23 protein-coding genes are annotated in these 21,856 nt (G+C 56.5%); 12 read left to right on the top strand and 11 right to left on the bottom strand.

Translation table 11 applies throughout. From position 1 onward, the window contains the following. Nucleotide 1: 1 nt before the first annotated feature. The 5 genes from ACVOK8_RS02700 to ACVOK8_RS02680 all read left to right on the top strand — a co-directional run bounded on the left by ACVOK8_RS02700 (nucleotide 2) and on the right by ACVOK8_RS02680 (nucleotide 6,290). Nucleotides 2–2,878, top strand: coding sequence for a TonB-dependent receptor domain-containing protein (locus ACVOK8_RS02700; protein ID WP_481565453.1), 2,877 nt, complete (start codon nucleotides 2–4; stop codon nucleotides 2,876–2,878). A gap of 360 nt (nucleotides 2,879–3,238) precedes the next feature. Then, a complete protein-coding gene (locus tag ACVOK8_RS02695) occupies nucleotides 3,239–4,045 on the top strand; it encodes a hypothetical protein (RefSeq protein ID WP_481565452.1) in 807 nt (268 codons plus the stop codon). Nucleotides 4,046–4,147: 102 nt separating this feature from the next. Beyond that, nucleotides 4,148–4,522 carry a helix-turn-helix transcriptional regulator gene (locus ACVOK8_RS02690; RefSeq protein WP_481565451.1) on the top strand — a complete coding sequence of 125 codons (375 nt, stop codon included), beginning with the start codon at nucleotides 4,148–4,150 and terminating at the stop codon, nucleotides 4,520–4,522. An 11-nt stretch (nucleotides 4,523–4,533) separates the two neighbouring features. Beyond that, nucleotides 4,534–4,827: a hypothetical protein gene (locus ACVOK8_RS02685; protein WP_481565450.1), complete on the top strand. Its 294-nt coding sequence runs from the start codon at nucleotides 4,534–4,536 to the stop codon at nucleotides 4,825–4,827. Continuing rightward, nucleotides 4,827–6,290 (top strand): YfjI family protein, encoded by a 1,464-nt coding sequence (locus ACVOK8_RS02680; RefSeq protein ID WP_481565449.1) that lies wholly within the window; start codon nucleotides 4,827–4,829, stop codon nucleotides 6,288–6,290. Before ACVOK8_RS02685 ends, ACVOK8_RS02680 begins: the two co-directional genes overlap by 1 nt. 177 nt (nucleotides 6,291–6,467) lie before the next feature. Here ACVOK8_RS02680 and ACVOK8_RS02675 read toward each other — a convergent pair whose 3' ends face one another. The 5 genes from ACVOK8_RS02675 to ACVOK8_RS02655 form a co-directional block, all read right to left on the bottom strand. Beyond that, nucleotides 6,468–7,205: a MobA/MobL family protein gene (locus tag ACVOK8_RS02675; protein ID WP_481565465.1), complete on the bottom strand. Its 738-nt coding sequence runs from the start codon at nucleotides 7,203–7,205 to the stop codon at nucleotides 6,468–6,470. Nucleotides 7,206–7,447: 242 nt separating this feature from the next. Further along, a complete protein-coding gene (locus tag ACVOK8_RS02670) occupies nucleotides 7,448–8,071 on the bottom strand; it encodes a hypothetical protein (RefSeq protein WP_481565448.1) in 624 nt (207 codons plus the stop codon). A 90-nt stretch (nucleotides 8,072–8,161) separates the two neighbouring features. Next, nucleotides 8,162–9,115: a toxin-antitoxin system YwqK family antitoxin gene (locus ACVOK8_RS02665; protein WP_481565447.1), complete on the bottom strand. Its 954-nt coding sequence runs from the start codon at nucleotides 9,113–9,115 to the stop codon at nucleotides 8,162–8,164. A 100-nt stretch (nucleotides 9,116–9,215) separates the two neighbouring features. Continuing rightward, the gene (locus ACVOK8_RS02660; protein WP_481565446.1) at nucleotides 9,216–9,701 is read right to left on the bottom strand and encodes a hypothetical protein; all 486 of its coding nucleotides are present in this window, start codon (nucleotides 9,699–9,701) and stop codon (nucleotides 9,216–9,218) included. Between the two features lie 22 nt (nucleotides 9,702–9,723). Continuing rightward, nucleotides 9,724–10,410 carry a J domain-containing protein gene (locus ACVOK8_RS02655; protein WP_481565445.1) on the bottom strand — a complete coding sequence of 229 codons (687 nt, stop codon included), beginning with the start codon at nucleotides 10,408–10,410 and terminating at the stop codon, nucleotides 9,724–9,726. 242 nt (nucleotides 10,411–10,652) lie between these two features. On the opposite strand from ACVOK8_RS02655, the gene ACVOK8_RS02650 reads away from it, so the two are divergent. Beyond that, entirely contained in the window at nucleotides 10,653–11,036 is a 384-nt protein-coding gene (locus ACVOK8_RS02650) for a helix-turn-helix domain-containing protein (protein ID WP_062171252.1), read from the top strand. A 232-nt stretch (nucleotides 11,037–11,268) separates the two neighbouring features. Here ACVOK8_RS02650 and ACVOK8_RS02645 read toward each other — a convergent pair whose 3' ends face one another. Both ACVOK8_RS02645 and ACVOK8_RS02640 read right to left on the bottom strand, forming a co-directional pair. Continuing rightward, nucleotides 11,269–11,763, bottom strand: a complete 495-nt coding sequence (locus ACVOK8_RS02645; protein ID WP_481565444.1) for a JAB domain-containing protein — start codon at nucleotides 11,761–11,763, stop codon at nucleotides 11,269–11,271. After that, nucleotides 11,760–12,716 carry a DUF932 domain-containing protein gene (locus ACVOK8_RS02640; protein ID WP_481565443.1) on the bottom strand — a complete coding sequence of 319 codons (957 nt, stop codon included), beginning with the start codon at nucleotides 12,714–12,716 and terminating at the stop codon, nucleotides 11,760–11,762. Before ACVOK8_RS02640 ends, ACVOK8_RS02645 begins: the two co-directional genes overlap by 4 nt. Before the next feature lie 1,158 nt (nucleotides 12,717–13,874). On the opposite strand from ACVOK8_RS02640, the gene ACVOK8_RS02635 reads away from it, so the two are divergent. The 3 genes from ACVOK8_RS02635 to ACVOK8_RS02625 are packed head-to-tail and all read left to right on the top strand — an operon-like array spanning nucleotide 13,875 to nucleotide 16,486. Beyond that, nucleotides 13,875–14,690, top strand: a complete 816-nt coding sequence (locus ACVOK8_RS02635; RefSeq protein WP_481565442.1) for a DNA adenine methylase — start codon at nucleotides 13,875–13,877, stop codon at nucleotides 14,688–14,690. Nucleotides 14,691–14,693: 3 nt separating this feature from the next. After that, the gene (locus ACVOK8_RS02630; protein ID WP_481565441.1) at nucleotides 14,694–15,605 is read left to right on the top strand and encodes a ParB/RepB/Spo0J family partition protein; all 912 of its coding nucleotides are present in this window, start codon (nucleotides 14,694–14,696) and stop codon (nucleotides 15,603–15,605) included. 8 nt (nucleotides 15,606–15,613) lie between these two features. Next, nucleotides 15,614–16,486 carry a restriction endonuclease gene (locus tag ACVOK8_RS02625; protein WP_481565440.1) on the top strand — a complete coding sequence of 291 codons (873 nt, stop codon included), beginning with the start codon at nucleotides 15,614–15,616 and terminating at the stop codon, nucleotides 16,484–16,486. Between the two features lie 117 nt (nucleotides 16,487–16,603). On the opposite strand, the gene ACVOK8_RS02620 is transcribed toward ACVOK8_RS02625, so the two are convergent. Together ACVOK8_RS02620 and ACVOK8_RS02615 are read right to left on the bottom strand one after the other, a co-directional pair. Continuing rightward, a complete protein-coding gene (locus tag ACVOK8_RS02620) occupies nucleotides 16,604–16,654 on the bottom strand; it encodes an excalibur calcium-binding domain-containing protein (protein ID WP_481565464.1) in 51 nt (16 codons plus the stop codon). A 620-nt stretch (nucleotides 16,655–17,274) separates the two neighbouring features. After that, nucleotides 17,275–17,565 carry a YkgJ family cysteine cluster protein gene (locus ACVOK8_RS02615; RefSeq protein WP_481565463.1) on the bottom strand — a complete coding sequence of 97 codons (291 nt, stop codon included), beginning with the start codon at nucleotides 17,563–17,565 and terminating at the stop codon, nucleotides 17,275–17,277. A gap of 590 nt (nucleotides 17,566–18,155) precedes the next feature. On the opposite strand from ACVOK8_RS02615, the gene ACVOK8_RS02610 reads away from it, so the two are divergent. The 3 genes from ACVOK8_RS02610 to ACVOK8_RS02600 all read left to right on the top strand — a co-directional run bounded on the left by ACVOK8_RS02610 (nucleotide 18,156) and on the right by ACVOK8_RS02600 (nucleotide 20,670). Then, nucleotides 18,156–18,416 (top strand): hypothetical protein, encoded by a 261-nt coding sequence (locus ACVOK8_RS02610; protein ID WP_481565439.1) that lies wholly within the window; start codon nucleotides 18,156–18,158, stop codon nucleotides 18,414–18,416. A gap of 323 nt (nucleotides 18,417–18,739) precedes the next feature. Next, a complete protein-coding gene (locus ACVOK8_RS02605) occupies nucleotides 18,740–19,372 on the top strand; it encodes a hypothetical protein (RefSeq protein ID WP_481565438.1) in 633 nt (210 codons plus the stop codon). Nucleotides 19,373–19,509: 137 nt separating this feature from the next. Then, nucleotides 19,510–20,670, top strand: coding sequence for an IS30 family transposase (locus ACVOK8_RS02600; RefSeq protein WP_481565437.1), 1,161 nt, complete (start codon nucleotides 19,510–19,512; stop codon nucleotides 20,668–20,670). A gap of 84 nt (nucleotides 20,671–20,754) precedes the next feature. Here the strand turns inward: ACVOK8_RS02600 and ACVOK8_RS02595 are convergent, their stop codons facing one another. Both ACVOK8_RS02595 and ACVOK8_RS02590 read right to left on the bottom strand, forming a co-directional pair. After that, complete coding sequence (locus tag ACVOK8_RS02595) at nucleotides 20,755–21,051, bottom strand: hypothetical protein (RefSeq protein ID WP_481565436.1); 297 nt, start codon at nucleotides 21,049–21,051, stop codon at nucleotides 20,755–20,757. Between the two features lie 57 nt (nucleotides 21,052–21,108). Then, nucleotides 21,109–21,648, bottom strand: coding sequence for a hypothetical protein (locus ACVOK8_RS02590; RefSeq protein WP_481565435.1), 540 nt, complete (start codon nucleotides 21,646–21,648; stop codon nucleotides 21,109–21,111). Nucleotides 21,649–21,856 lie beyond the last annotated feature (208 nt).

Genomic DNA, 21,856 nt, shown 5'->3' with positions numbered 1-21,856 from the left:
TATGACGATCATTTCTTACAGCAAATGCCGCCTGACGGCCTTGCTTCGTGATGCCGTCAGGGGAAGCTTGGCTCGGCTACTTCTTCTGGCTTCTTCGGCAATTGCCACGCAGGGCGTCGCCGCAGAGCAGGCAAGCGCTCCCGCACCTCCCAGGTATGAGATTGGCGCGGGCACGCTTGATGTGGCGTTGCAGTCCTTTGCGCACCAATCAAGGGTCCAGCTGCTCTACTCGTCCGTGCTGGTGCGGGGCAAACATAGTCGCGGTTTGCACGGCAATTACAACGTTGTCGCCGCTCTCGCACGACTGTTGGCCGAGCACGGATTGACGGCGGTCGCTGTGGACTCCAACACCTATCTACTGCGAAGCATCAAGAGGCATGTACCTACGGCTAGCGCAGTCAGCAGTCCGGAAGCGGTCGTTGATGCGGACGTGGCCGAGCTCGCCACGGTCACCGTGACCGGCACACGTATACCGCAGGCCTCCTTGGAGTTGTCTGTCCCATTGACCGTCATAACAACGGACGACATCGAGCATAGCGGGCAGGAAACCCTCTATGACCTGTTAGGTACACGCCCAGGGCTCGTGAGCCATCACCCCATGAGCGTATCCAGCGAAGGAAGAAACTACCCAACCGTCGCTGCGTCCAGCGCCAGTCTCTATTCACTTGGCCCGAGGGCCACGCTCTTTCTGTTGAATGGTAAACGCATCGCGTCTTTCGGGCTCGCTTCCAACGACCTCGGGGGGCTCGTCGATCTGAACAGCATTCCTTTGAGTTTCATTGATCGCATTGAGATCCTGCGCGGTGGCGCCTCTGCAGTCTATGGCGCAGACGCTATGGCAGGAACCATCAACATCATCCTGAAGAAAGATCATGAGGGAGGAGAGGCCTCATCACGCGTTGGCATGTCTCAACGGGGAGATGGGCTGTCACATCAGGCCTCGGCAATCTTTGGAGTGCGAACACTGGCAGGCGGGCATCTATTGCTTGCAGCGGATACTTCTTCGCAGGACGAACTCGGTGGCGGCAGTCGTAATTGGCACACCAATAACCGCTCTCGATTCGGGCTACCTGACGATCGACGACCCATCGGGTTCTCGACCGAATTCGGTGTTCCTTTAGGCTCACTTCCCCAATGCCAGGCCACGGGAGAGAACCCTGACTCTCCCTATTGCCGTTTTGACTCCGCTAGATACCGAACATTGCAGCCCGCGACAGAGAACAGATCCGTATACATCCGGTGGGATCAGGACCTGAATAACTCCACGTCACTTTATTTCTCCTGGCTGCGGACGCAGAGCGAACAGGCACTGCAGTCCTCTCCTGTCTATGGTTTTCTCCGAATCAACCCATCTCATCCTGACTATGCGCTGGCTCCAGTCCCGGGCTCGGATGTCGACTACGCCTTCTATGAACTCGGAGCCCCTAGAAACCAGACCACCAGCATTACGAATGACGTATCCATCGGCATGGACGGTTCGGCTCTCGGATGGAACTGGGACATCGCCCTGTCCCATAGTGAGAGTCGGGTGCGAAGTGCGACTGATAACGTTCTGCTTCGGTCGAAGTTGGCGGAAAACATCAATCACGTTCGCCTTGATGGGTCGGACAACAGCGCGGTCGCAAACGCGATAAGAGGCTCCATCTACCCTACTGGATACTATTCAGTCGGCACGCTGGAAGCCACGTCGAGCCGCCCGTTGTATGAGGCGTTTGATACGGAAGCACGGATCGTAGTGGGAGCAGCAGCAAGCTTTTCCCGGCGCCGAAGCACCCCGGACCCCTTACAGGTCAATGATGAGGTTGCACTGGGCTCCACAGTCGTTGGGTGGTACAACCTTCATGGTCGCGATTCCAGCGTTTTCACCGAACTGACTTTGCCATTGCATCGGATGCTGCAGATAGACTTGGCTGCGCGCCTGGATCACCACCAGGGTTTCCAATCCAACACCTCCCCAAGGATTGGCTTCAAATGGACTCCAAGTCGAACCTTTTTGGCACGCGCCAGCTTTGGCAAAGGCTACCGGGCACCCAGCCTGAATGATGCGCGTGTGCCATTCGACAGCATGACCCAAACCCTCTCAATGCGCGCCACTCCCCAGCTAATGCCCTGCATCCAAGTTGAGCCGGGGCGATGCCGTGTTGAGTACGGTGTGGGCAGCAACCCAAACCTGCGCGCCGAGTTTTCGCGTAGCCGGACCCTTGGCGTCGCCTGGGCTCCCACGCATGCATTCAGCGCGAACCTGGACTGGTATCAGGTTTCACGCAGCGACGAATTCGGCATTGCAGATGCTTTCAGCTACCCCTCCCTCTTCCCGGATGGTCTTGTTCGCGACGCCGACGGAGTGCTCTATCGAGCCAACCGCTACCTGGGCAATATCGGCAGATCCGAGACCCAGGGATGGGAACTCGAAACCAGCTATCAGCTTCGGCACGATGACCTTGGCGAACTTCGTTTCCGCGTAGCTGCACACTATCTCAAGCAGTACATCACTTCGACCATCATCGAACCTGAGCCCGTCGAACGCGCCGGACATGAAACGCCCAAGTTGAATTTGCTAGGAGACGTGCATTGGCGGCTCGGCCACTGGGCTACGACCTTGACCGTGCGTCATTTCGGCTCATCGTTTGCCTACTCCGCCGACGAAGTTTGCCCCAAGGAAAATCGTGATGTCGGCAAGTGCAGAAATCCTTCCGGCACGCTTTTTGGCCTGAACGTTCGGTACTCAGGTCCGGAACATTGGTCGTATGCACTCGTCGTCAACAACCTCCTTGATAAGCGCCCTAAGAACTATCGCTTCTACACCGGGGGTTACAACGCCGCAGTCGACGACGTTTATGGGCGCCACTTCACGATCGCTGCGACATACCGCTTCTGAAGCTATTTTACTGTGGCTTCGCACACGCACTCATTGATTCGCCTCGCCTCTACCTAGAAGATCATAGCTACGCGATGCTTACGAAATCGTTGGCGACGTAAACTCACAGTAGATGCTGATGGCTCCCACCCTCATGATCCAAGATTAGCTTCACGACTACACACAAACCGAGGTTGATACGTGCTCCACACTGACAACAATGCTCTCATCTATGAGAAGCCTACTAGCTGGAAAATGGACTCATCCGTCCAGCCTTTGGTCCCCACTAAATTGCGCCCGTCCAACCGACGGCCAACTGGGACATATAACAGCAGTGAAGTTCTCCCAACTATGGGGCTCCTGTTCGACCGCTTGCTTAGCATGATCAGAAGTGCCCACGAAAACAGGCAATACCAGCCAGGCCCATTTGTCGCACTATGGGAAAAGACTTGTAAACGTCTTGAAAAGGAAGGTAGCGCTGCCGCATACGAAAGCTGGAAGCTTGCAAGCATCCTGAAAAATCTTGAAGACTTTCAGAAGCTAGACGTCGAGATTGCTGATGCATTAGTGGGTGTACAACTGACGGGGAGTGACGACGAACACGTCCAGTACGGGCAAGTTGATCATGAGAAGTTGAAACATCTTCAGCTTCAGCGCAAGACCCTTAAGCCCAAAGCAACTATCACCATTGACGGTGCGCTTGAGATTGCAATAGCGTTCTGGATCGAAGCTAGGAATGCATACAACGCTTCCGACGAGCAGCGGGCGATGCACGCTCTTCTTCAATGTAGCTTTTATTTGGGTACAACCCACTCTCCAGTAACCGAAGCAGAATCCAAGCGTGCGACACGTGCAATCGGAGTGGACAATGGACCGCGAGATGCCATAGCTGAGGCTGCACTGGAAGTAATGGAGAATTACCAAGTCGCGGAGAGGATTAAATTTCCGGACGCATTAAGCGGAAAAATCGCGCAGCTGATCCAGAACGATCCAAAGTACGACGCGGCCGTTGCAGCTTTCGCCAGTTGGAATGTCACCGGCCAACTGTCGCCAGAAGACGTGGGCGATCGAATGCACCAGATGATCACATCATGGGGTGAGAAGAAGGCCCCCTACGCAAAAGTCCACTCGAGCTTCAACAGGTTACTTAAGAAGACCAGCGACTACGCGCATAACAAAAACAAATAAAAAAGTAAAGCCAGCCACTAGTTCGCGGCTTCGCAACATTGGCATGACTAACGACAATCCTCGGCAAATCGCGACGCACCGCGATCAACCAAGGAGAAGTTCATGTCGTTCGACGTTTCAACCGCTAACCGTGCCCCTGCCAACGCTCCCCTGTCGAAGGAAGCCCTCCGCAGCGCGTCCAACTGTGACGCGCTGCTTGTAGACCAGTCCGCCCTGCAGCGCCTGCAGGAAATCCTTCAGTCGCTCCAGGGCGCACCTGCCCTGGACCAGGCAATCCGCCTGCCCGAGGTCCTGTCGATCGTCGGCCTGTCCAAGAGTACTTGGTATGCCCGCCTCAATGCGCGCCTGCCGGCGTACGACGCCCGCGCTCCGAAGCCTTTCAAGCTCGGCACCTCCGACCGTTCGCCTACCGCGTGGTGGCGCTCGGAAGTGATGGCGTATGTCTTGGCCTGCGCTGCCGCGCAGCCGGCACGGTAAGGGGAAGGCAGATGAATTCGGATACGAACTCCGTCGCGAATATAGACGACCGCCTGCTGGACCAGGCCAGCCGCTGCACGGATGCACTCAAGGCACTGCAGCCCAAGCAGCAGCATCAGAAAGCCCAGCTGTTTGCATTGCTGTACCCGACCATCGTGGAACTGCTGAACAAGCAGGTGAGCCAGAAGGCAATCTTGGAGGTGCTGGAGACCCAGGGCCTGAAGTTGCACCCCGCCCGTTTCAAGGAACTCATGGCAGCGCAGGCCGCCTCCGCCTCCACCTCCAGCACCGACAAGGCACTCTAATGACCAAGCACATCCCCACCTTCGCGTTCCCGGTGAACGAGTTTTACAAGCCGGTTGCACTGGCCATTGAGGAAACCATGGAGACCATCCAGGCACCGGATGCCCTGGTTGCCACGTCGTTCCTGACCGGCATGTCGATCGCATGCCAGTCCGACGTCGATGTCATGCTGCCTTATGGCGCAACAACGCCCTGTGCGCTGTATCTTGCCACCGTCGCGGAATCCGGCGAGCGCAAGACGGCCACGGACAAGCTGGTTATGAAGCCGATCTACGACTATGAATTGTCGTATGCCAATGTGTACAAAGCTGCAGCGGAGCAGTACGAAGTCGACCACGGCTTTTGGGAGATCGAGAGCAAAGCGATCAATCGCTTGATTACGAGCACGATCGCCAAGGGTGATGACACCGCCGAGTTGCGTCAGCGCTTTGCCGTACACAAGGCAGCCGAACCCGTGAAGCCTGAATGCACTCGCATCATTGTGCAGGACGCCACCGAGCGGGGCTTGATCAATGCGGTGCAGGGTGATGGCAAGTCCATCGCCATGCTTAGCGATGAGGGAGCAACGCTCCTGAAGAGCGGCGCGTTCCGCAACTCTGCAACCCTGAACAAGTTGTGGGATGCTCCTTCGCTGCTCATGCTGGACCGCGCTGACGAGGTAGTCCAGGTCACGGATCCGCGCTTGACGCTCAGCTTCATGATCCAGGAGGATCTGTTTCAGGATTTTCTGAAGATGAAGAACAGTACGGCACGGGCATCCGGGTTTCTTGCTCGCTTCGTGTTCTGCCATCCCGAGTCAACCCAGGGTTACCGTGCTGCCAAGGAGCTGACCGACGAGGAGCCGGCGCACGGCGCTAACGTGCTGGCCTTCCACAAGCGCATGACCGCGCTCTTAGAAGCTCGCGACCACCGCCATGCCGATGGCAACTACAGCAAGAAGGTGCTGCGCTTCTCGACCGATGCCAAGGCACTGTGGAAGGAGGTCTACGACATCATCGAACCGCAGCTCGCAGAGGGCCGCGCCTACCACAGCATCCGTGATGCGGCCTCCAAGACCATGGAGATCGCCAGCCGTATCGCCGGCATCTTCCACCACTTTGAGGGTATCGAAGGTGAGGTTATCGAGCGTGCGACGCTGCAGCGTGCCATCAACGTCACACGCTTCTATCACGATGAGTTCCTCGATAAGTTCGGCGACCACAACGACCTTCCAGAAGACGAGAAGGACGCCCGGGCCTTGATAGGGTGCATGCGCAGGAAGTACTGGACCCGCGGTCGCACCTGGGTCTACCGCAATGACGTTCGCAAGGACGGCCCTGTTCGCCATCAGGCACGCTTTGTTGCCGCACTGGACCTACTGGAGGAGGAGGATGTCATCCGCGTAGTACCTGAACGCCGTTACGGACGTGGCAAGCTCGTCATTGAGCTCAACCCCGCCTTCTTTGATCGTCCCGGGGCGCTTTGACCCCAGCCGTCCCGCACAAGAAAGGCCGCTCCGAGAGGAGCGGCCTTTCTCTGTCCTGGTGACTACCAGAAGGAAGCGGCCCCGGCCTTTTCAGACCGGAAGCACATGCACACGATGCGACAATGCCCCAGTTGGGGCAAAGTCGCACGGTTTTCTGGGCTCCCTGCCCCACCATCCTTAAAGCACCCTTTGCCCCCGCATGGCTTGGCGGGCATCCACGTAGGCCGACCGCTCGTTCTCCGACATGCCCCGGATACGGAACGCCCCCAGATGACGCTCCGCCCTGCGTCCAACACCCTGTTCCTTCAATGTCCGGTGATCAACACGCTCCGTGATGCCATTGCGCTGCAAGTGTTCGTTAATGATGCTCGCAACCATTTGGCGAGTTTCAATCAAGCTTTCACTTACCTGCACGCTCGTTCTGCCGCACGCATCCTTCCTGCATCCGCCTGTTTCAGGCCTATAGGAGTTGTACCTCCGGAACATCTGCCGGGCGGATCGTTGGAACCCATCCGGCATGCGATCTGACACCATCAGATGCAGGTGCATATTCATTCCTCCTTCGAGGGACGCCTCGGGTACATGCACCGCGTACTCGTAGGTCTTCGTTCCCGCCAGGAAGTGAATGAGATCCTGCACCAGCTCTCTCGACCGGATGCCGACGAGCTCGTTTGGAAGCGCAACGATGAACTCCCTGTACGCGACACCATTCATGCGCTCGTGTGCATCCGCTGCGGCCCAGAACGCTCGGGCACTTCCCTCTGCCCAAGAAGGTAGGTTCCCGAACCCAACGTCGATCAAGTCCTCCCGTGACCGATACCTTCCTTCGCGACAGATATAGGCGCTATGTCCTACGGCTCTGCCCTTGGCGCCAGTCTTTACCTCTAGATGAAATGTTGACACGGTGACCCTCATTGTCTGGAACGAAGAAAGGCCAGTGACGTTGGTCACTGGCCTCTATGGGGTGGCTTGAAAACTGCTCAGCCTGATGGATTTGGAGAAACGGTAAGTGCGCGCTCTGCATTCCCCCCTCCCTTCTATTGCATCTAGTGCATGTCGTTGGCTGAGGGTTGTGTAAGTACTAGTGACCGGCTTCTCTCATACCTTATGCACATGGGAGTAAGAAACTACTCATCACGCTCCGAGCATCAGTTGAATCAGTAGGCTGCACTGGCAGGCTTAGCCTCAGTCAACTTCCCGTTATGAAGAACGTAGCTGACATTCTTCTCCACTGAGGGACAGCAGGTGGCATCGTCAGGCCCCTGTACCAGGATCTTCATCGCAACCCCTCCTTCTTGGACCGTGAAACCCTGAACGCCCTCACCGTACCCAGACACCGGCAGTGAGTCGGCATACGTCAATGCGCCAGCCTCTCTAACAAATACAGCCAGATGCGTGGCATAAGCATTACCGCCATTGGTCGCCTCCAGTACAAACAACACGGCCCTATCGCTGACACCGTCGCCATTGAGGTCGCCCTCGGCGAACTTCCTCGCTTCTACGTTCTCATCAGCCTGATCAAACATGAAAGCCTGCCGAGCCAGTGCTTCATTGATAACGCTCTCATCCGAGGCAGCTACTGAGGGCTCTGCTGCGATCTGTGGCTCTGCCTGCGTAGGTCCGCAGCTGACCGCCTCCGCCTGTGCAGCCGTCAAACCTGCCGGCACTTCGCATCCGGCTAGGTTGATGTCACCGGCCTGGGTGAGAGCCGCTTCCTTCTTGCAACCTACAAGCGCCAGTACGGCCAACATGGCTCCCACCAACATATCTACCTTCTTCATACCCTCTCCTGGAGTCGTTTTGGAAAAAACTAACCACACGCATGGAGCGGGCGTGCTTGTGCACGCCCGCTATCTTCCTTCACTACCGCATCAGTTCCTCTTGTCTGATCCGTCACAGACCCAACAGTCCGGATCCAGACCGCGAGCGATCTTGTCAGCCCGAATGCTCTCCTGCTCCGCCTGATACCTCGCTTCGCGCTGGGCCGGCGTCAGCAGGCGCACTGCGTTGTATCGCTTCTCTGCCTCTGTAAGCAGAACATCCTGTTTGGGTGTCAGAGTGAAATCATCACTTTCCGAGATCGAGCGATGGAGCGCCCACATCTCCGGTTCCGTGATGTACTCCGTGCCGTCTTGGAGATAGTGGGTCTGCGAGACCAGCTTTCCGCCTTCGTACAGACCCCGCTCCGAGACGGCTCCGCTCTCTTCCCAATAGGCTTCCCACAGCCCTACAGGCACGCTGCCTTTGAAGTTGGCCTTTACCTTGACCTGGCCGTTGAGGTAGTAGCTGACCGCCTCTCCTTCCAGACCATTGTTCACAGCCGTCGCTTGGTAGGAGAGTTGCCCAGGCTTTTCGGCGAAGTAGATTTTGATCGGCCCTTCCACGCGGCCGTTCTGCATCGTCAGGATGACGCCAGGACTGCCTGTCTTCGTGTGGAACACTGTCTCCCCGTCCAGACCACCGTCGGTCCGCTTGCCTTCGTAGGCGACAACCTGAGACTGCGGATAGCGGCAGGTGTACTGGCCACCTACCAATCCTTCTTCCACCTCCACATCGCAGACATAGTTCAAGTTGCCCAGCAGTGCGGTCATGCTGGTGGTCTGATTGGTATTGAGGTTCTGAAGGATGGTTCTCAGAGAGCCCAAAAGCGGTTCTAGCTGCTTGTGCGGTACACCGGTCACCCTTCCATCAAATGGTTCGTTGGAGCCGGATTCATAGATCTTGCCGTTACTCAGTTCTGCATTGCGCCAGTCCAGGACTGGCTTGCTGCAACCACCAAGAAGAAGCGCAGCAAGCATGGCTGCAACGTAGTTGATACGTTTCATGAAGTTCCTTTTTGTATGGGCGGGTGGCCGACGCTCGGCCGCAGGAGTTATCCAGCGGTCTGGTCGGCGCTCTATTTCTTGAACATGGCGCCAAGATCCGTCAGCGGCTTCGACACTGGCCCGCTGCTGCAAAGAGCCGATCGGAAAGATCGGGCGGCGGAACACTCTGCTTCTCGATAGCCAGCAGCCCCTGTTCCCCGTAGTGTTGCTGCAGCTTGTCAAAGGCACATTTACAGCTTGACTTCGGTGCACCGCCGGCCACGCAGTTATCGACGAATTTGCCGCGCAATTTGTCGAGCTCGCTGCTGCATGCACTGAGTGCCAGAACGACCATCAGCATCGGGATAAGTGCTGGTTTCCAAAGGCTCATGCCTATCGCCTCTTCACCTGCACGAGGACGGCGAAAGCCGCCAAGATTCAAACCACAGCGCCGATCATCTTTCCGAGGGAAGGGAAGACCACTACCGGCCAGATCAAACCCTGTCCTAAGTTGTAGAAAAGACCCTTGTACGCTTAGCGGCCCCACATATCGAAAGAGATGGCCGCGATGCGCAGGCACGCCGTAAAGGCCTTTCAGGTACCTCATGTCATTCCCCTGTTGGTTGAGATCAGTTGGTTTCTTGCAAGTAATGGCTGACGGCTCTGAACAGCCGTCGCAGGTCATCGGCGTTGGGAACACTCAACGTGATGAAGGGCTCGCCATGGATCCGGATGTGCGCACCGTGGACGGTGATCTCGGTCAGACAACCCAGTAGCCGGATCTCAGCCTGCTCGAACTTGGCCTTGCACCGAATCTGGGTTTCGGTGATCAGCACGCCTTCCCTGGCACCGCCGAACACGGTGTCGTCGATGAGCACGACAACGTCCTGGGCCCGCAGCCTCTCCCCGTAGCTGTGCAGAGCGCCCTGGAGCTTCTTCCTTGGGATGTTCGGAGCCACGAACACCCGCTCGAAGGGCTCATTGCTGAACTCGAGCCCTTCCAGGGCCTCTCGAAGTGAGCGGAGCGGTGGAGGCTCTGGGGCCTTGGATCGTTCCTTCCGGGGGCCTGGATCAGCAGGCTTCGCCGACGCTTGGCTACGGTCGAAGCGTTCGCGTTGGTCCGGGTCCTTGAGGACTGCATAGGCCTTGTTCACGGCCTGCATCTTGGCGGTCGCCCATGCGACGGCGACCTCGTCTCCTGCGGCGTATCGGTCAGGGTGGTATTGGCTCCGTCGGCCCTTGTAGGCCAGTTCTATTTCCCAGACTGGTGCCTCGGGGCGTACCCCGAGGACTTCGTAGTGATTTTCATCTGCCATCAGGCCCTCTCCTGAGGACGAGCCATCGATGTGCCTCCATTCGTTATGCCGGCTATATCCATGGCCATAGCTCTCCCACTTCTTCCCTCCTCAACATGACCGCTCGATTCCCCTACAACGCCGTTAGCGAACACAGAGCCGAGCTCAAAACTTGCAATAAACTTACGTGATACGTAGAGTCTACCCGGGGCGTAGATCATCCGTCATCCTGTTGGCATGACTACATCGGTCACCTCCTGCTAATGGCCGGCCCTGCCCTCGAACCCCGAGGCGTGGTGGCTGCGCGTCTGCGCCAAGCCCGACTGCTTCGAGGGCTTAGCCAACGCGAAGTCGGAGTTCGAATGGGACTTGATAAGGACACTGCCTCGGCACGCATAAGCCGCTACGAGAGCGAGTCCATGGCCATAAGTTTGGAATCACTGTTTTCGTTGGCTGATGCTCTTCAGGTGCCGGCCGCGTACTTGCTGGCGTCATCCGCCGCTATGGCAGACGCGATCCTTTTGATAGGTGATGAAAGCGAAGTACAGCAGGCTCGTCTCGCTCAGGCCTTGGCCGCTCTTGCTAGCCTCCCAGCAGTACGCCGGAAAGCACTACTCGAAGAGATCTTGGGTAAGCCGGGCATCTAGCCCTTCTTCGAGTTTCAGGGCCTTCACCAAGTAGCGACCTGCCATTCGCCGTAGACGTTCCGCAGCCTCTCTACCCCGCGCCCTCATGCGCCAGTTTCCATCGGCAGCTGAGCACTCTACCTCCCGGGCCTGTCGGTCTAGATCAGCCGCTTTGGCACGAGCTATTGCCGCCCTGGTTGATGACCAGGACGTTTCCGTTTCCTTCATGCTGTTCTCCTAAATATCCGGGCCTTCAGATCTGCCCGAGCTGAGCCATCGAAGTACCTTGGCTTGCCGACACCACAAGGTGGTCGACGACCCTCACTTCCACCATCGCCAGTACTTCCTTCAACCGCTTGGTGATGGCTCGATCCGCTGCTGACGGCTCGCAATGCCCGCTAGGGTGGTTGTGAGCCAGTAGGACCGCTGCTGCGTTCAGCGCCAAGGCACGTTGGACGACAATCCGCGGATGGATCTCAGCACCATCTATGGAACCTGAGAACAGCCGTTCTACGGCGATCAGGCGGTTACGGGCATCGAGGAACGCCACCTCGAAGTGCTCGCGGATCTCATGTCCGAGACGCAGGCGGAAGAACCTTCCAGCTACATCCGGATCTCCCAATAGAAGGCCACTGACCATTGCTCTGCTCTCTAGGATTTCCAGTGCTTGGGAGAGGACGGAGCTGTCACGGTCGTTCAAACCGCAAGGTGGCTCTGCCAGGCGTTGCTTCTGCAGCGATACGTTCATGCGGCTTCCCCTAACAGTTCCTTCCAAGCTTTTTGCTTTAGCAATGCCCCTTGGCCGAACCAGGCTGCATCCAAGCGGTTCTCCGTACTCTGCGCCCGTCGATGATGGTCCACGAATTCGGTGATGCTGTTTAAGAGGCCGAAGGCGGTGCCCCTGCTGGTCTTCAAGCTAGCTCCCCTCCCCTGCCCGTCATACAGCGCCCGGACCTTGGCAACAGCCTGCTCATTCACGACTGCCTTCCCATTCTGAGCAGCCGGATACGTGAGCAAACTCCGCAGAACCCCATCGACCGAATCAGGGTTCACAGGTGTCTCACAGAGGATCCGCATCCGCTCCACGAAGCCATGCCAGCCCTCAACAGCGATACCCAACTGGCTTTTGACCCTGTCAGCATCGAAGGCACTGCGATGCGGGACCTTGATGGCTCCGATTCGATCCCCAACAGCGATCTGCAGGGTGTTGTTGCAAACCACACGGACTGAGGTGAACTGGGCGGTGGTAGCCAGCGTTCCGTCACAGGCCGTAGCCAGAAGAAGATAGCCATTCACCTGATCCTGGCCCTTCAGGGCCACACCCTGTCCAGTACGGGCCAATGCCCAGAACTTCCGCCCTCCACGAAGCACGCCTGCTGTCTCCAGCTCAAAGCCGCTGTACCGCGTCAGGTCGCGGTAGAACTCAAGGATCTCCCGCGGCTGAACTACTTGATAGCGTTTGGACACCACGGCCAATGGTCGCTTGGTGTCAGAGCGATAAAGCACCTTCTGTCCGGGGAATGCCCGCACTGGATACTGATCTTCAGCCTCAGCGGCAAATCGCACCTCGGCCTCCTCCAAGGACCAGTTCATGCCGGCGCGCTCGCGCCAGACTTCGATGGACTGACCTGGAGCCAACTGGCTACCGATGCCATGCCATGGAACTTGGCCGGCATAAGCCATGGTTTCAACGTGATGCATCTCGATCTCCTTTCATTGACGGCACAACCCACAAGGCCCGGACAATGCCGGGCCTTGTGGGTCTATCTGGATGGTTGGTTAGTCGTGGGAATCGCGGCCGAACTGGTCGGGGCGTGTGAACGAACAACGGGCTACGGCCGACAAGATGGCCGCAGCCACGATGAAGACGCAGTAGAGGAACTCGGATTTGTCTCTCATGCCTAGCACTCGAAGCGATACGCCGATGCGCGGCGCACACACAAAGCAGGAGGATCCTGCTTCAACGTAGTACTAAGGGTCTGAAACAAGTTTCAATCAAAGACAGCATCTCGATGAGGCCAAACACTTAAGCTCGACACGCCGAACGGCAACTTCCGGCCAAAGACAGACATCGAGCTACTGGATTGAGCCGTGCCAGAAGTCGCGTCCGGCTGAGCTGACTGTACGCTGCAGGACAGTGCCAGGGCTGATGCCAGTCCGGACAAGCCAGTCCTGCAGCGCGGCCGCGGCGACGCCGCAGGACTGGCTGGAGGTGGCCAGCCTCACCGAGGGTGCACTGTCGCCGATAGGCTGACTGCCAGCCCCGATGAAAAGACAGAAAAACGAAGCCCGCCAAGCACTTACGCTCGGCGGGCTTTTTCGTTCCATGGTGTCGATCGGGCCTGATTGGGCATGTTTTGGCAGCGTTTGGTCAGTTTTTTGGTCAGTTTTTTCCTCGCCCCCCTCTCCGCAAAGACAGCGCCTAGAAAACGTAGAGCTTGGCAAGTTCTTTGCCACTCCCAACTGGGCTGGAGGAGCCTCCGAGATTCATGCCGACCCGCCTACTGCGGAAGCTCCACCTCTAAAAGACGAGACGACAAGATGCACCGTGGCCGTGCAACCCCCTCAAGCTAACTACCAAAAGAACCATAAGCCCTCGCACTCAGATTCGAGTTCTTGGGAGCACTCCTTACAGAACAGTCACATACAGGAGACATCTGCTCTCTGCATTGGGCAGCCACGGTCATTTGGCGCCTACTTGGTACTTGCGCCCCCTCCAACCTAGAATGACGACCTACCTGCGAGAATCGCCTACCCCAACCCTAGAACGCTGGCGCTCACCCAAATGCGATGCAACCTTAATGCCTGAGTACAACTGCACATGGATGAACGAAAGAAGGACACGGGGTGATTAACAGGATGAGCAGTCCAACTATCCGTCCGCCGATCCGTTGGGCCGGGAGTAAACGCAAGCTTCTTGATGAGCTAACCCCGCACTGGAATGAAGGCGCCCGTTACCTGGAGGCATTTGCCGGTTCTGCGTGTCTATTCTTCCGTCTATGCCCTAACCAGGCGCTGCTCAATGACACCAACGCCGAGCTTATCCTCGCGCTGCGCGTAATGCGTGATCATCCAAGGCTTCTACATGACAGCTTGCAAGGCATGCGCAAATCTGCTGATTTGTATTACGAGTTGCGAGCACAGGACCCAAAAGACCTAGGACAGTTCGATCGCGCCGCGAGGTTCTTCTATCTGAATCGCTATTGCTTCAACGGCATCTATCGGACAAATTCTCGGGGTTACTTCAATGTTCCCTATGCCGCTTCCGGTACAGGCACATTTCCTCCCCTCAACGATTGGATTGCCACAGCAGCAAGGCTCAGAAGCGCAGAGTTGCATTGTCAGGATTTCGAATCGTTCGTTACTGAGAACGTCCGGGCCGGTGATTTCGTTTATTTGGATCCGCCGTACGCTGTGAGCAACAGGCGCGTATTCGCTCAGTACTCTGCGCAAACCTTTGGACAAGATGATCTTCGTCGGCTGCGCGAGCTGCTACGTTACATCGACAGCAGAGGGGCAAGATTTGTAGTCTCTTATGCAGAGAGCCCTGAGGCCGAGCTTCTAGGAGATGGCTGGTTCGTAAGGTACGCCAAGGTGCAACGGAACGTCGCTGGTTTTGCAGAGAAGCGAAAAATAGACACTGAAGTCATCATCACCAACCACGCGGGTAATTGAAGCATGTCAACTACCGAACGAATCAAGGTATCAGACGTCCATGCCGATCCAGGCAATCCACGCGAGCAGTTCCCACAAGAGGAGCTAGACAGACTTGCGGAGTCTATTGACCAAGTCGGAATTCTCGTCCCGATCGTGGTCTACGAGGTCGACGAGGGCGGCTACAGATTGCTGGATGGGGAACGCAGGTGGCGTTCGGCTCAGCAACTTGGTTTTGAGCACATACCCGCTTTGATCGTTGCCTCGGGGAACGAGGGCGAACGACTAACCCAGATGTTCAATATCCACCTCGTTCGCGAGCAGTGGAAAGAAGTTCCGACTGCTCACGCCTTGAAAAGGTTAATGGAGGCTACAGGGATTACCGACGACAAACTTCTACATCAAAAGACCGGCCTGTCGACACAGCAAATCGAGCGCTATAAATTCGCGCTAGGCTTGGGGGGTGAAGTTCGGGAGGCCATCGAGAAAGGAGAGGTTGGCCTTAACTTCTTTCATGAGGTATGGAAGTCATTTATCCTTCCGCTCAAATCTGCACGACCTGAGATTTTCCATAAGTACGGCGATAGCGTCCTTCTCGAACGGTTCCTTGACAAGCGCCGGAGTGGCGCGATTTCGGATGTCGTGAGCGTACGCAACGCAAAGTATATAGTGCACAAGGCCGCAGAGGACGCGGGAGGCCAGTCCAATCTCATCGACGACAAAATTCTTCAGCTGATCGATGACAAGAATCTATCTGTCACCGAAGCATATGAAGACACCGTAATGGTGACCGTGGAAGCAGATAAGCTCCAGGCTCGTGCAGAGGGCATGGTTGCAGCCTTCAAACGCCTTCTCGGAAAAGCAGCAAATGAGGGTGAGCGACAGAGAATACGAGACATTGCTACGAAGCTCGCATCCGAACTGCAAGAACTTTGAGGCAAGCGATGGATCGCAACATACTGATATCAACCCTACAGTCGGGCAAGCTGCGCGATTGGCAGGTTCCTAACAAGCCTTTGCAGCTGGGCGAGCTCGCTTGGCTACCCGACTTTGTACACGGCACTAGCGTTGCAGTTCTAATTATCGGAGCCGAGGTACCATTTTTTTTGCAAAAACGTATGCGAGCTGCAAAAGAAGCTGGCCACGTCTTGCATTGCATATGCACGATCGCCTCTATCAACTCTTCAACCAATCTAATTCTCTTCTCGGACCTCGATGTTGAGGTGCTTCTGTTCGATGAAGTCGCCGTATCAGATGGATTCTTGCCCTTACTAAAGGCCTTGGCTATCGAGCAAATTCCTGTAACTCAAGAAGCTCGATCAAAAATCGTTTTTAACGGCCTTCGTCGATGCGAAGATGCTCATACAACCTCTCTTAAGGGCAAGACACTCGAGTGGTTGCTGCACTTCATGTTTTCCCAAGTTGTCGACTTTAACGTTGTTCGTTGTAACTACCATACGACAAATGAAGAATTGGACGCCCTGATTCAGTTACGGGCTTTTAATCCCAATCATGCTTGGGCGCACAAGGCTGCTCCGTTCATTGTTGTTGAAGCAAAGAACCGGAAAGAAAAACAGGGTCAAGAGGTAGTCAGCAAGCTCCATACAGTTATCCAGACTAAATCGGGGAACTGCAAGATTGGAGTGCTTGTATCGCTTTCTGGATTTACAAGCGGCGCAAATGAACAGCGGCTAAAACTCTCCCTTAGTGATATTACATTTGTGATGATGGATGGCCGAATGTTGCAGGAGTGGGCCGACGCAAGTGACTACATTGAAAAGCTCAACGATATCGTGCGAACTGCAATGCTCCCATGACGGCCACTTGGCCTATTCCTCCGCAAGTACTCACAAGGCACCCACCACTCCAGCAAGAACCATCCGCACAGCAATCACGTGAAATGGCGAGCACGGGGCTCATTCTTTCGGATGTGACTATCTACACCACTGCCTCTCACAGGGCACCCCATCTCCGTCCCCATCCATCTTCGTGTTGGGCAGTGCTGGATGAAGTACGTCGCTTCAGCACATGAGCGCATCTCAGAGCAGTGGGTTCGACCATCGCACTTGTAACGCTCGGCGGCAGGAGCTGTGGCTTGAGCAGGAGCCGGCGCTTGGCTGTATTGATTGGCGGCCGGTCGGACCTTGGCGTACCCGTACCAGGCCGCGACACAAATAACAGCCAACACCAGAAGCTTCCTCATCGCCCTATTCCTTGGCAGTTGGCCTTGGATCGTATGCTGAACAGGAAAGGGCTACAACCAGCCCCGTCAGAATTCCCTTACCTGCGACCAGGGGCATCCCGCATAGATCGCAGTTGCTTCTAGCGCGAGCATTGCCCTACCCCACCCTTTGGCACTGCTATGAGCTACGAAAGCTTACGCAACCAATTCGACAGCCTTGCCTACGACATAACGGTCAAAGGAACACACCTTCGACCTCAGGAGCGCATCGATAAGCTAAACCAACTGCGGGCGCTGACAGGAACGATAATGGAACAAGTCCATGGAGCCGATAACGAGGTGCAGGTCATTTGCAGCCTCCATGCGGTCATACGCCGGGCTTATGCACAGATCAGCGCTTTTGAGCAGCGCGACTGCCTCCTCTCAAAGCAGCACCTGCCGAGTCCTGCGTAGGAAGCTGTGGACCTCGTGTTCCGTAGCCTCGTCGACCATGTAGATAGGCCTCATGCCATTCGGGCAAGGGAGTCGAGGCGAGGTTCCAAATAGTCGGCAGATCAATGGCCGCTCCGCGTACACCTCACAGCCATTGCTGCCCAGGTAGGGGCAGCTGAGCTCTGACAATGCACGCCCATGCTCTTCAGCGCTTTTGGCTGGCAGCCTGGCCACCTCTTCTGATGATGCGGTGACCGGTCCGCAGCAATCATGGCAACCCACTACGCAGCGAAAAGTGGGAATCTTCTCCCTGAGTGACTCAAGAGCGTCGGCATTTGTGTACGGCACGACCCATTATAGGGTGCGTCACCCCACATTGCCTGTCGCGGGAAAGCGTACAGGCTCACTCACGTATCATCCACGATGCGCTGCTTAGCAGCATCCACACAATTTGTGGAGCCATTTTTTTTGAGGTGACGATTGACCGCTGTAAATAAGTCCAAAGATCTGATGACTAGAATCACGTACCAGCTCCGTTCGCCTTTGTTGACGACGATGCTCCCCTGCCGCATCTGTAGCGCACCCAGTCCAGGCGGGCAGCCTTGTGCAGATTGCCTCTGCCTCGAGCTGGGCGACCTGATTCAGAACAAAGGCGCAGTCATCAGATGGGCCGGATCGATGAAAGCAGCCGCTGAGGATCAGGACACGATCCTTTTCTACGCTCAGAAGAACCAAGTACCACTTTAATCGCTTGCAACCCGGGCAATGCAAATTGTCCTGCGTCCCAAGACACATCGGGCATCGTCACACCCGCCGGGTTCAAAGAGCCTATGGTGTACGGATAGAGCGCACTCTGCGCTCGGAGCGCAGCCGTGAAATACGACGATGCAAGAGCCGACCTCGATGATCTCGAGGGAGAAATGGCGCGATCCAGCTGCTCATTAAATCACTCACAGCGATCCGAAACGCTCCGCACGTTGGCAATCCTTTCCAGGCGCGCTCTGCGTGCAACTGCAGGGGTCGCGAATGAAGCGGAGCACCGCAACGAAATCGAAGCCGTCCTAGATAGGATCAAGAGCAAGCTGGCTACCAGCGAACAGCTTGAGAAGCTCAGGGAACTGTACCGGCACTGATCTAAGCCCCCGATAGCGCAGGTGCATCGCTCTGGCGGGCCAAGCCCGCCAGAGCTATTTGGCTCACTCCAACTCGGGAAGGCCCAACTGGGCTCGAATCAGGGTAGCCACGACTTTCGTCGAACGCGCGTTCGCCAGCATATCCTTAGTGATCTTGTCGAACTGCTGCCTCACTCCAGGAGAGGCCGTGCAACCGCTCTTCCGGAACTCTGCATAGAGCACAACATGCTCATCGTTCAAGAACTTTGCCATTGTTACTTCATCGGTAGCGCGGCAATGGTGCTCGCCATGTCGCCATGGACGCGGTCATGCGGTACCAAGGTGTGAATGTCCTCAAGGGCGAACTTCGTGATTCAGCGACCACAGGAGTCCCGCACACGGGTATCCGGCTTGTCGGCCATCACGACGTGGACACCGGGTCTTCGATTTTCACTTTGATGCTGGAGCCCGGCCAGATGAGCGGGGTCAGTTTTTTCGCTGAAAGCAAACATCGCTTGTTCGGAGGCGGCACACTGGTGTGCGTGCCCCTGCTTTACTGCTCGACGGAGTACACACCTACCGGTGATCACATCGTCTATCGGCATACCTACAAACGGCCGCTTTTCACTCAAGAAGAGCTTGAGAGAATTCAAAAGAGTGGAACTGCAGAAGAGCAATTAAAGGCGTTTGTTTTCACCAAAAGCCGTATCGGCTACGAGACGATCAAAGGCATGAGCTATGTCGGCCGATCCCGGCCCTCGTGGCAGCAGAGATACATGGAGCACGTTGAAGATGCTCTGGAAAAGAACTCGAACCGCCGTTTTCACGAGGCTATGCGGGCGATGCAGGGCCAGAACGTGATCTGTGTGCACGACATCTCGGCTTATGGGATCCCTGAGGCCTCAGCCAATATGATCGAAAGGCAACTGATCAAGACTTCCACGTTGTATCCGATGGGACTAAATATGCGGATCTAGATTCGTGAGGATTCATCCGCAACGTCATCTTTCTGGTGGTAGGAAATCGACCACTAGCGCAATGTCCGCTTCCGGCGGCGGATTCAATTGATCGATGCAACACACTAGGGCTGCCATAGGCAGCGGGAGTGTTGCAGATGAAGTACCGACAGCGGATGCACTACACCGATAGCCAGAAGTCGCTGATGTGGGATCGCTGGCAGCGCGGCGAGTCCCTGCACCAGATAGCAGCGCTGTTTGATCGACATCACAGCTCGGTCCGAGGGATCCTTTCTGAGTCCGGCGGCATTCGTCCCCCATTGCGGAGGCGTTCGGCACGGACGCTGACCTTGGCTGAGCGCGAAGAGGTATCCCGTGGCATCGCAGCTGGGAGGTCTATGCGTGCAATAGCAGCCTCACTAGGCCGAGCCCCGTCGACAGTCAGCCGCGAGCTGCGGCGCAATCATGGGACGCAAGGTTATCGAGCAAATCAAGCCGACGAGCGCGCTTGGGAGCGGGCTCGGCGGCCCAAGCCCTGTAAGCTCACAACTCATCGAGCCTTGGCGAAGATGGTGGCCGGCAAGTTGCGGCGACAGTGGTCACCAGAGCAAATCGCTGGCTGGCTGAAGCACCTGTATCCAAACGACATGAGCTGCCAGGTGTCCCACGAGACGATCTATCGCACGTTGTACATCCAGTCTCGCGGCGCCCTTAAACAAGAGCTTTTGGCGCATTTGCGCCGGACCCGCGGCATGCGTCGCTCGCGCCACCACACGCAAAAAACAGCTGATCACGGCAGGATCAAGGACACGATATCGATCAGTGAACGTCCCGCCTCAGTCGAGGATCGAGCGGTCCCTGGCCACTGGGAAGGCGACCTGCTGTTTGGCGATCGTGAAAGCCAGATTGCGACTCTGGTAGAGCGGAAGACGCGGTATGTAATGCTCGTTAAGTTGGATGGAAAAGACACTTCCACCGTAGTCAAAGCGCTGATCAAGAATGCGCGCCGTCTCCCTCGGGAGCTGTACCGGTCACTTACGTGGGATCGCGGGAAAGAGATGGCTGCGCATCGCAGCTTTACCATGGCGACCGATATCCAGGTCTACTTCTGCGATCCGCACCATCCTTGGCAGCGTGGTAGCAACGAGAACACCAACGGGTTACTGCGGCAGTACTTCCCCAAAGGCATCAGTCTTGCCAATATCTCCCAAGCCAAGCTTGATGCGGTAGCTCGGGAACTGAATGAGCGGCCACGGAAAACACTAGGTTACGAAACACCTGGCGAGCGATACCGACAAACTGTTGCGTCGATCGGTTGAATCCAAGGCCAGAAGCGGCCGTTCAACGCCAGAACTATGCCCGACACTGCGAAGCAGCGATCGGCTTGAATGAACTATTAGGGCTTACGACGCCCCCCCCCGAAGACTCATTGTCTGAACCAGCTTTCCAAGTGCCCAGCCGACGCTGTAAAGCAGAGCAAGTGTGGGAAGGCCAATTAGCATGTAGGCCGCCACCCAGGGCAGATTGGACAAAGCGGAACTCAAGCCCAACCAATCCAAAGCAGCCAGCTGCAACGCAAGCGGCAGCTGCAGAAGAACGAACTCGCCTTTAGTATCTCCTGTGGAACTGACCGAAGCCCAGACGCAAAGACCGGCGATCAACGAGTAGAGAAAGCACAAGATGAAGCCGGTCTTGCTCATGCGCCCTAACTCCGGAATTAAGCCGACCCGCGAAGCGGGTTCGGCTTGAATGAATTGTTAGGGTGCATGCCCAGCCCTGCGCAGGAGTGCATCTGCCCGCCGAGCCAACCTGTCAGGATCACATATGTACAGCGTAGGCGCATGAGTTACGGCGACGGTCGCAGCTGCCTGCGTTGGCGATAAATGGCCCAGCGATTGACCGTACTGGCGTTGCGCGAACTTACTAAGGCCATGGTCTTTACCGTTGTAGGCGAGCGTTGCGTATAGCACATACAACTCCAACTCTTTGAGGTGCATTGGCAAGAGAATCCGCCACAGCATGTCGCGCACATGAGATTGATCCTCTGCCAGATCTGAGTAGACGAGTGAGATGGCCAGACGGATTGCATGTGGTGCCGGCGAACCCGTGTTTGCATCGATTAGCTCGCGAATGAGCTGTGGAGGAGCTGCGTCCTCTGGGTTTGCCTGAGCGAGCACGTCCTGAATCAGACCAAGATGCGGGCGCACGGCAATCATGTCGTAAGCAAACAACCCCACGGCAGGCACTCCGATCAGCAGCGCCATTGCTTTAACCAATCGACCAATGACCTTGCTCATGAACGCCAATTACCTAATAGACGGACCCGTAGGTCCGGTTATACGACTCGCCCTCAAAGCACCGTATGGAGGGCTTTTCCCTTGATACAGCTTGATCTTAGGGTGACCGGGTCCGGCTAACAAGCCGGCGTATAACCGGACCCAGCGGCAGGCTCGGCGGCCGCACCAATGGCCGCTATGGGTCGATAGCGCCCTGCGCGACAGCAGC

This window comes from Stenotrophomonas sp. STEN083 (genome assembly GCF_056759195.1).
This window is presented reverse-complemented; position numbering and strand designations above follow the sequence as displayed.

Bases quoted from the DNA above. Each gene is read 5' to 3' on its own strand.
- ACVOK8_RS02700 (WP_481565453.1), top strand. From the start codon at position 2: ATGACGATCATTTCTTACAGCAAATGCCGCCTGACGGCCTTGCTTCGT.
- ACVOK8_RS02695 (WP_481565452.1), top strand. From the start codon at position 3,239: ATGATCAGAAGTGCCCACGAAAACAGGCAATACCAGCCAGGCCCATTT.
- ACVOK8_RS02690 (WP_481565451.1), top strand. From the start codon at position 4,148: ATGTCGTTCGACGTTTCAACCGCTAACCGTGCCCCTGCCAACGCTCCC.
- ACVOK8_RS02685 (WP_481565450.1), top strand. From the start codon at position 4,534: ATGAATTCGGATACGAACTCCGTCGCGAATATAGACGACCGCCTGCTG.
- ACVOK8_RS02680 (WP_481565449.1), top strand. From the start codon at position 4,827: ATGACCAAGCACATCCCCACCTTCGCGTTCCCGGTGAACGAGTTTTAC.
- ACVOK8_RS02675 (WP_481565465.1), bottom strand. From the start codon at position 7,205: ATGAGGGTCACCGTGTCAACATTTCATCTAGAGGTAAAGACTGGCGCC.
- ACVOK8_RS02670 (WP_481565448.1), bottom strand. From the start codon at position 8,071: ATGAAGAAGGTAGATATGTTGGTGGGAGCCATGTTGGCCGTACTGGCG.
- ACVOK8_RS02665 (WP_481565447.1), bottom strand. From the start codon at position 9,115: ATGAAACGTATCAACTACGTTGCAGCCATGCTTGCTGCGCTTCTTCTT.
- ACVOK8_RS02660 (WP_481565446.1), bottom strand. From the start codon at position 9,701: ATGAGGTACCTGAAAGGCCTTTACGGCGTGCCTGCGCATCGCGGCCAT.
- ACVOK8_RS02655 (WP_481565445.1), bottom strand. From the start codon at position 10,410: ATGGCAGATGAAAATCACTACGAAGTCCTCGGGGTACGCCCCGAGGCA.
- ACVOK8_RS02650 (WP_062171252.1), top strand. From the start codon at position 10,653: ATGGCCGGCCCTGCCCTCGAACCCCGAGGCGTGGTGGCTGCGCGTCTG.
- ACVOK8_RS02645 (WP_481565444.1), bottom strand. From the start codon at position 11,763: ATGAACGTATCGCTGCAGAAGCAACGCCTGGCAGAGCCACCTTGCGGT.
- ACVOK8_RS02640 (WP_481565443.1), bottom strand. From the start codon at position 12,716: ATGCATCACGTTGAAACCATGGCTTATGCCGGCCAAGTTCCATGGCAT.
- ACVOK8_RS02635 (WP_481565442.1), top strand. From the start codon at position 13,875: ATGAGCAGTCCAACTATCCGTCCGCCGATCCGTTGGGCCGGGAGTAAA.
- ACVOK8_RS02630 (WP_481565441.1), top strand. From the start codon at position 14,694: ATGTCAACTACCGAACGAATCAAGGTATCAGACGTCCATGCCGATCCA.
- ACVOK8_RS02625 (WP_481565440.1), top strand. From the start codon at position 15,614: ATGGATCGCAACATACTGATATCAACCCTACAGTCGGGCAAGCTGCGC.
- ACVOK8_RS02600 (WP_481565437.1), top strand. From the start codon at position 19,510: ATGAAGTACCGACAGCGGATGCACTACACCGATAGCCAGAAGTCGCTG.
- ACVOK8_RS02595 (WP_481565436.1), bottom strand. From the start codon at position 21,051: ATGAGCAAGACCGGCTTCATCTTGTGCTTTCTCTACTCGTTGATCGCC.
- ACVOK8_RS02590 (WP_481565435.1), bottom strand. From the start codon at position 21,648: ATGAGCAAGGTCATTGGTCGATTGGTTAAAGCAATGGCGCTGCTGATC.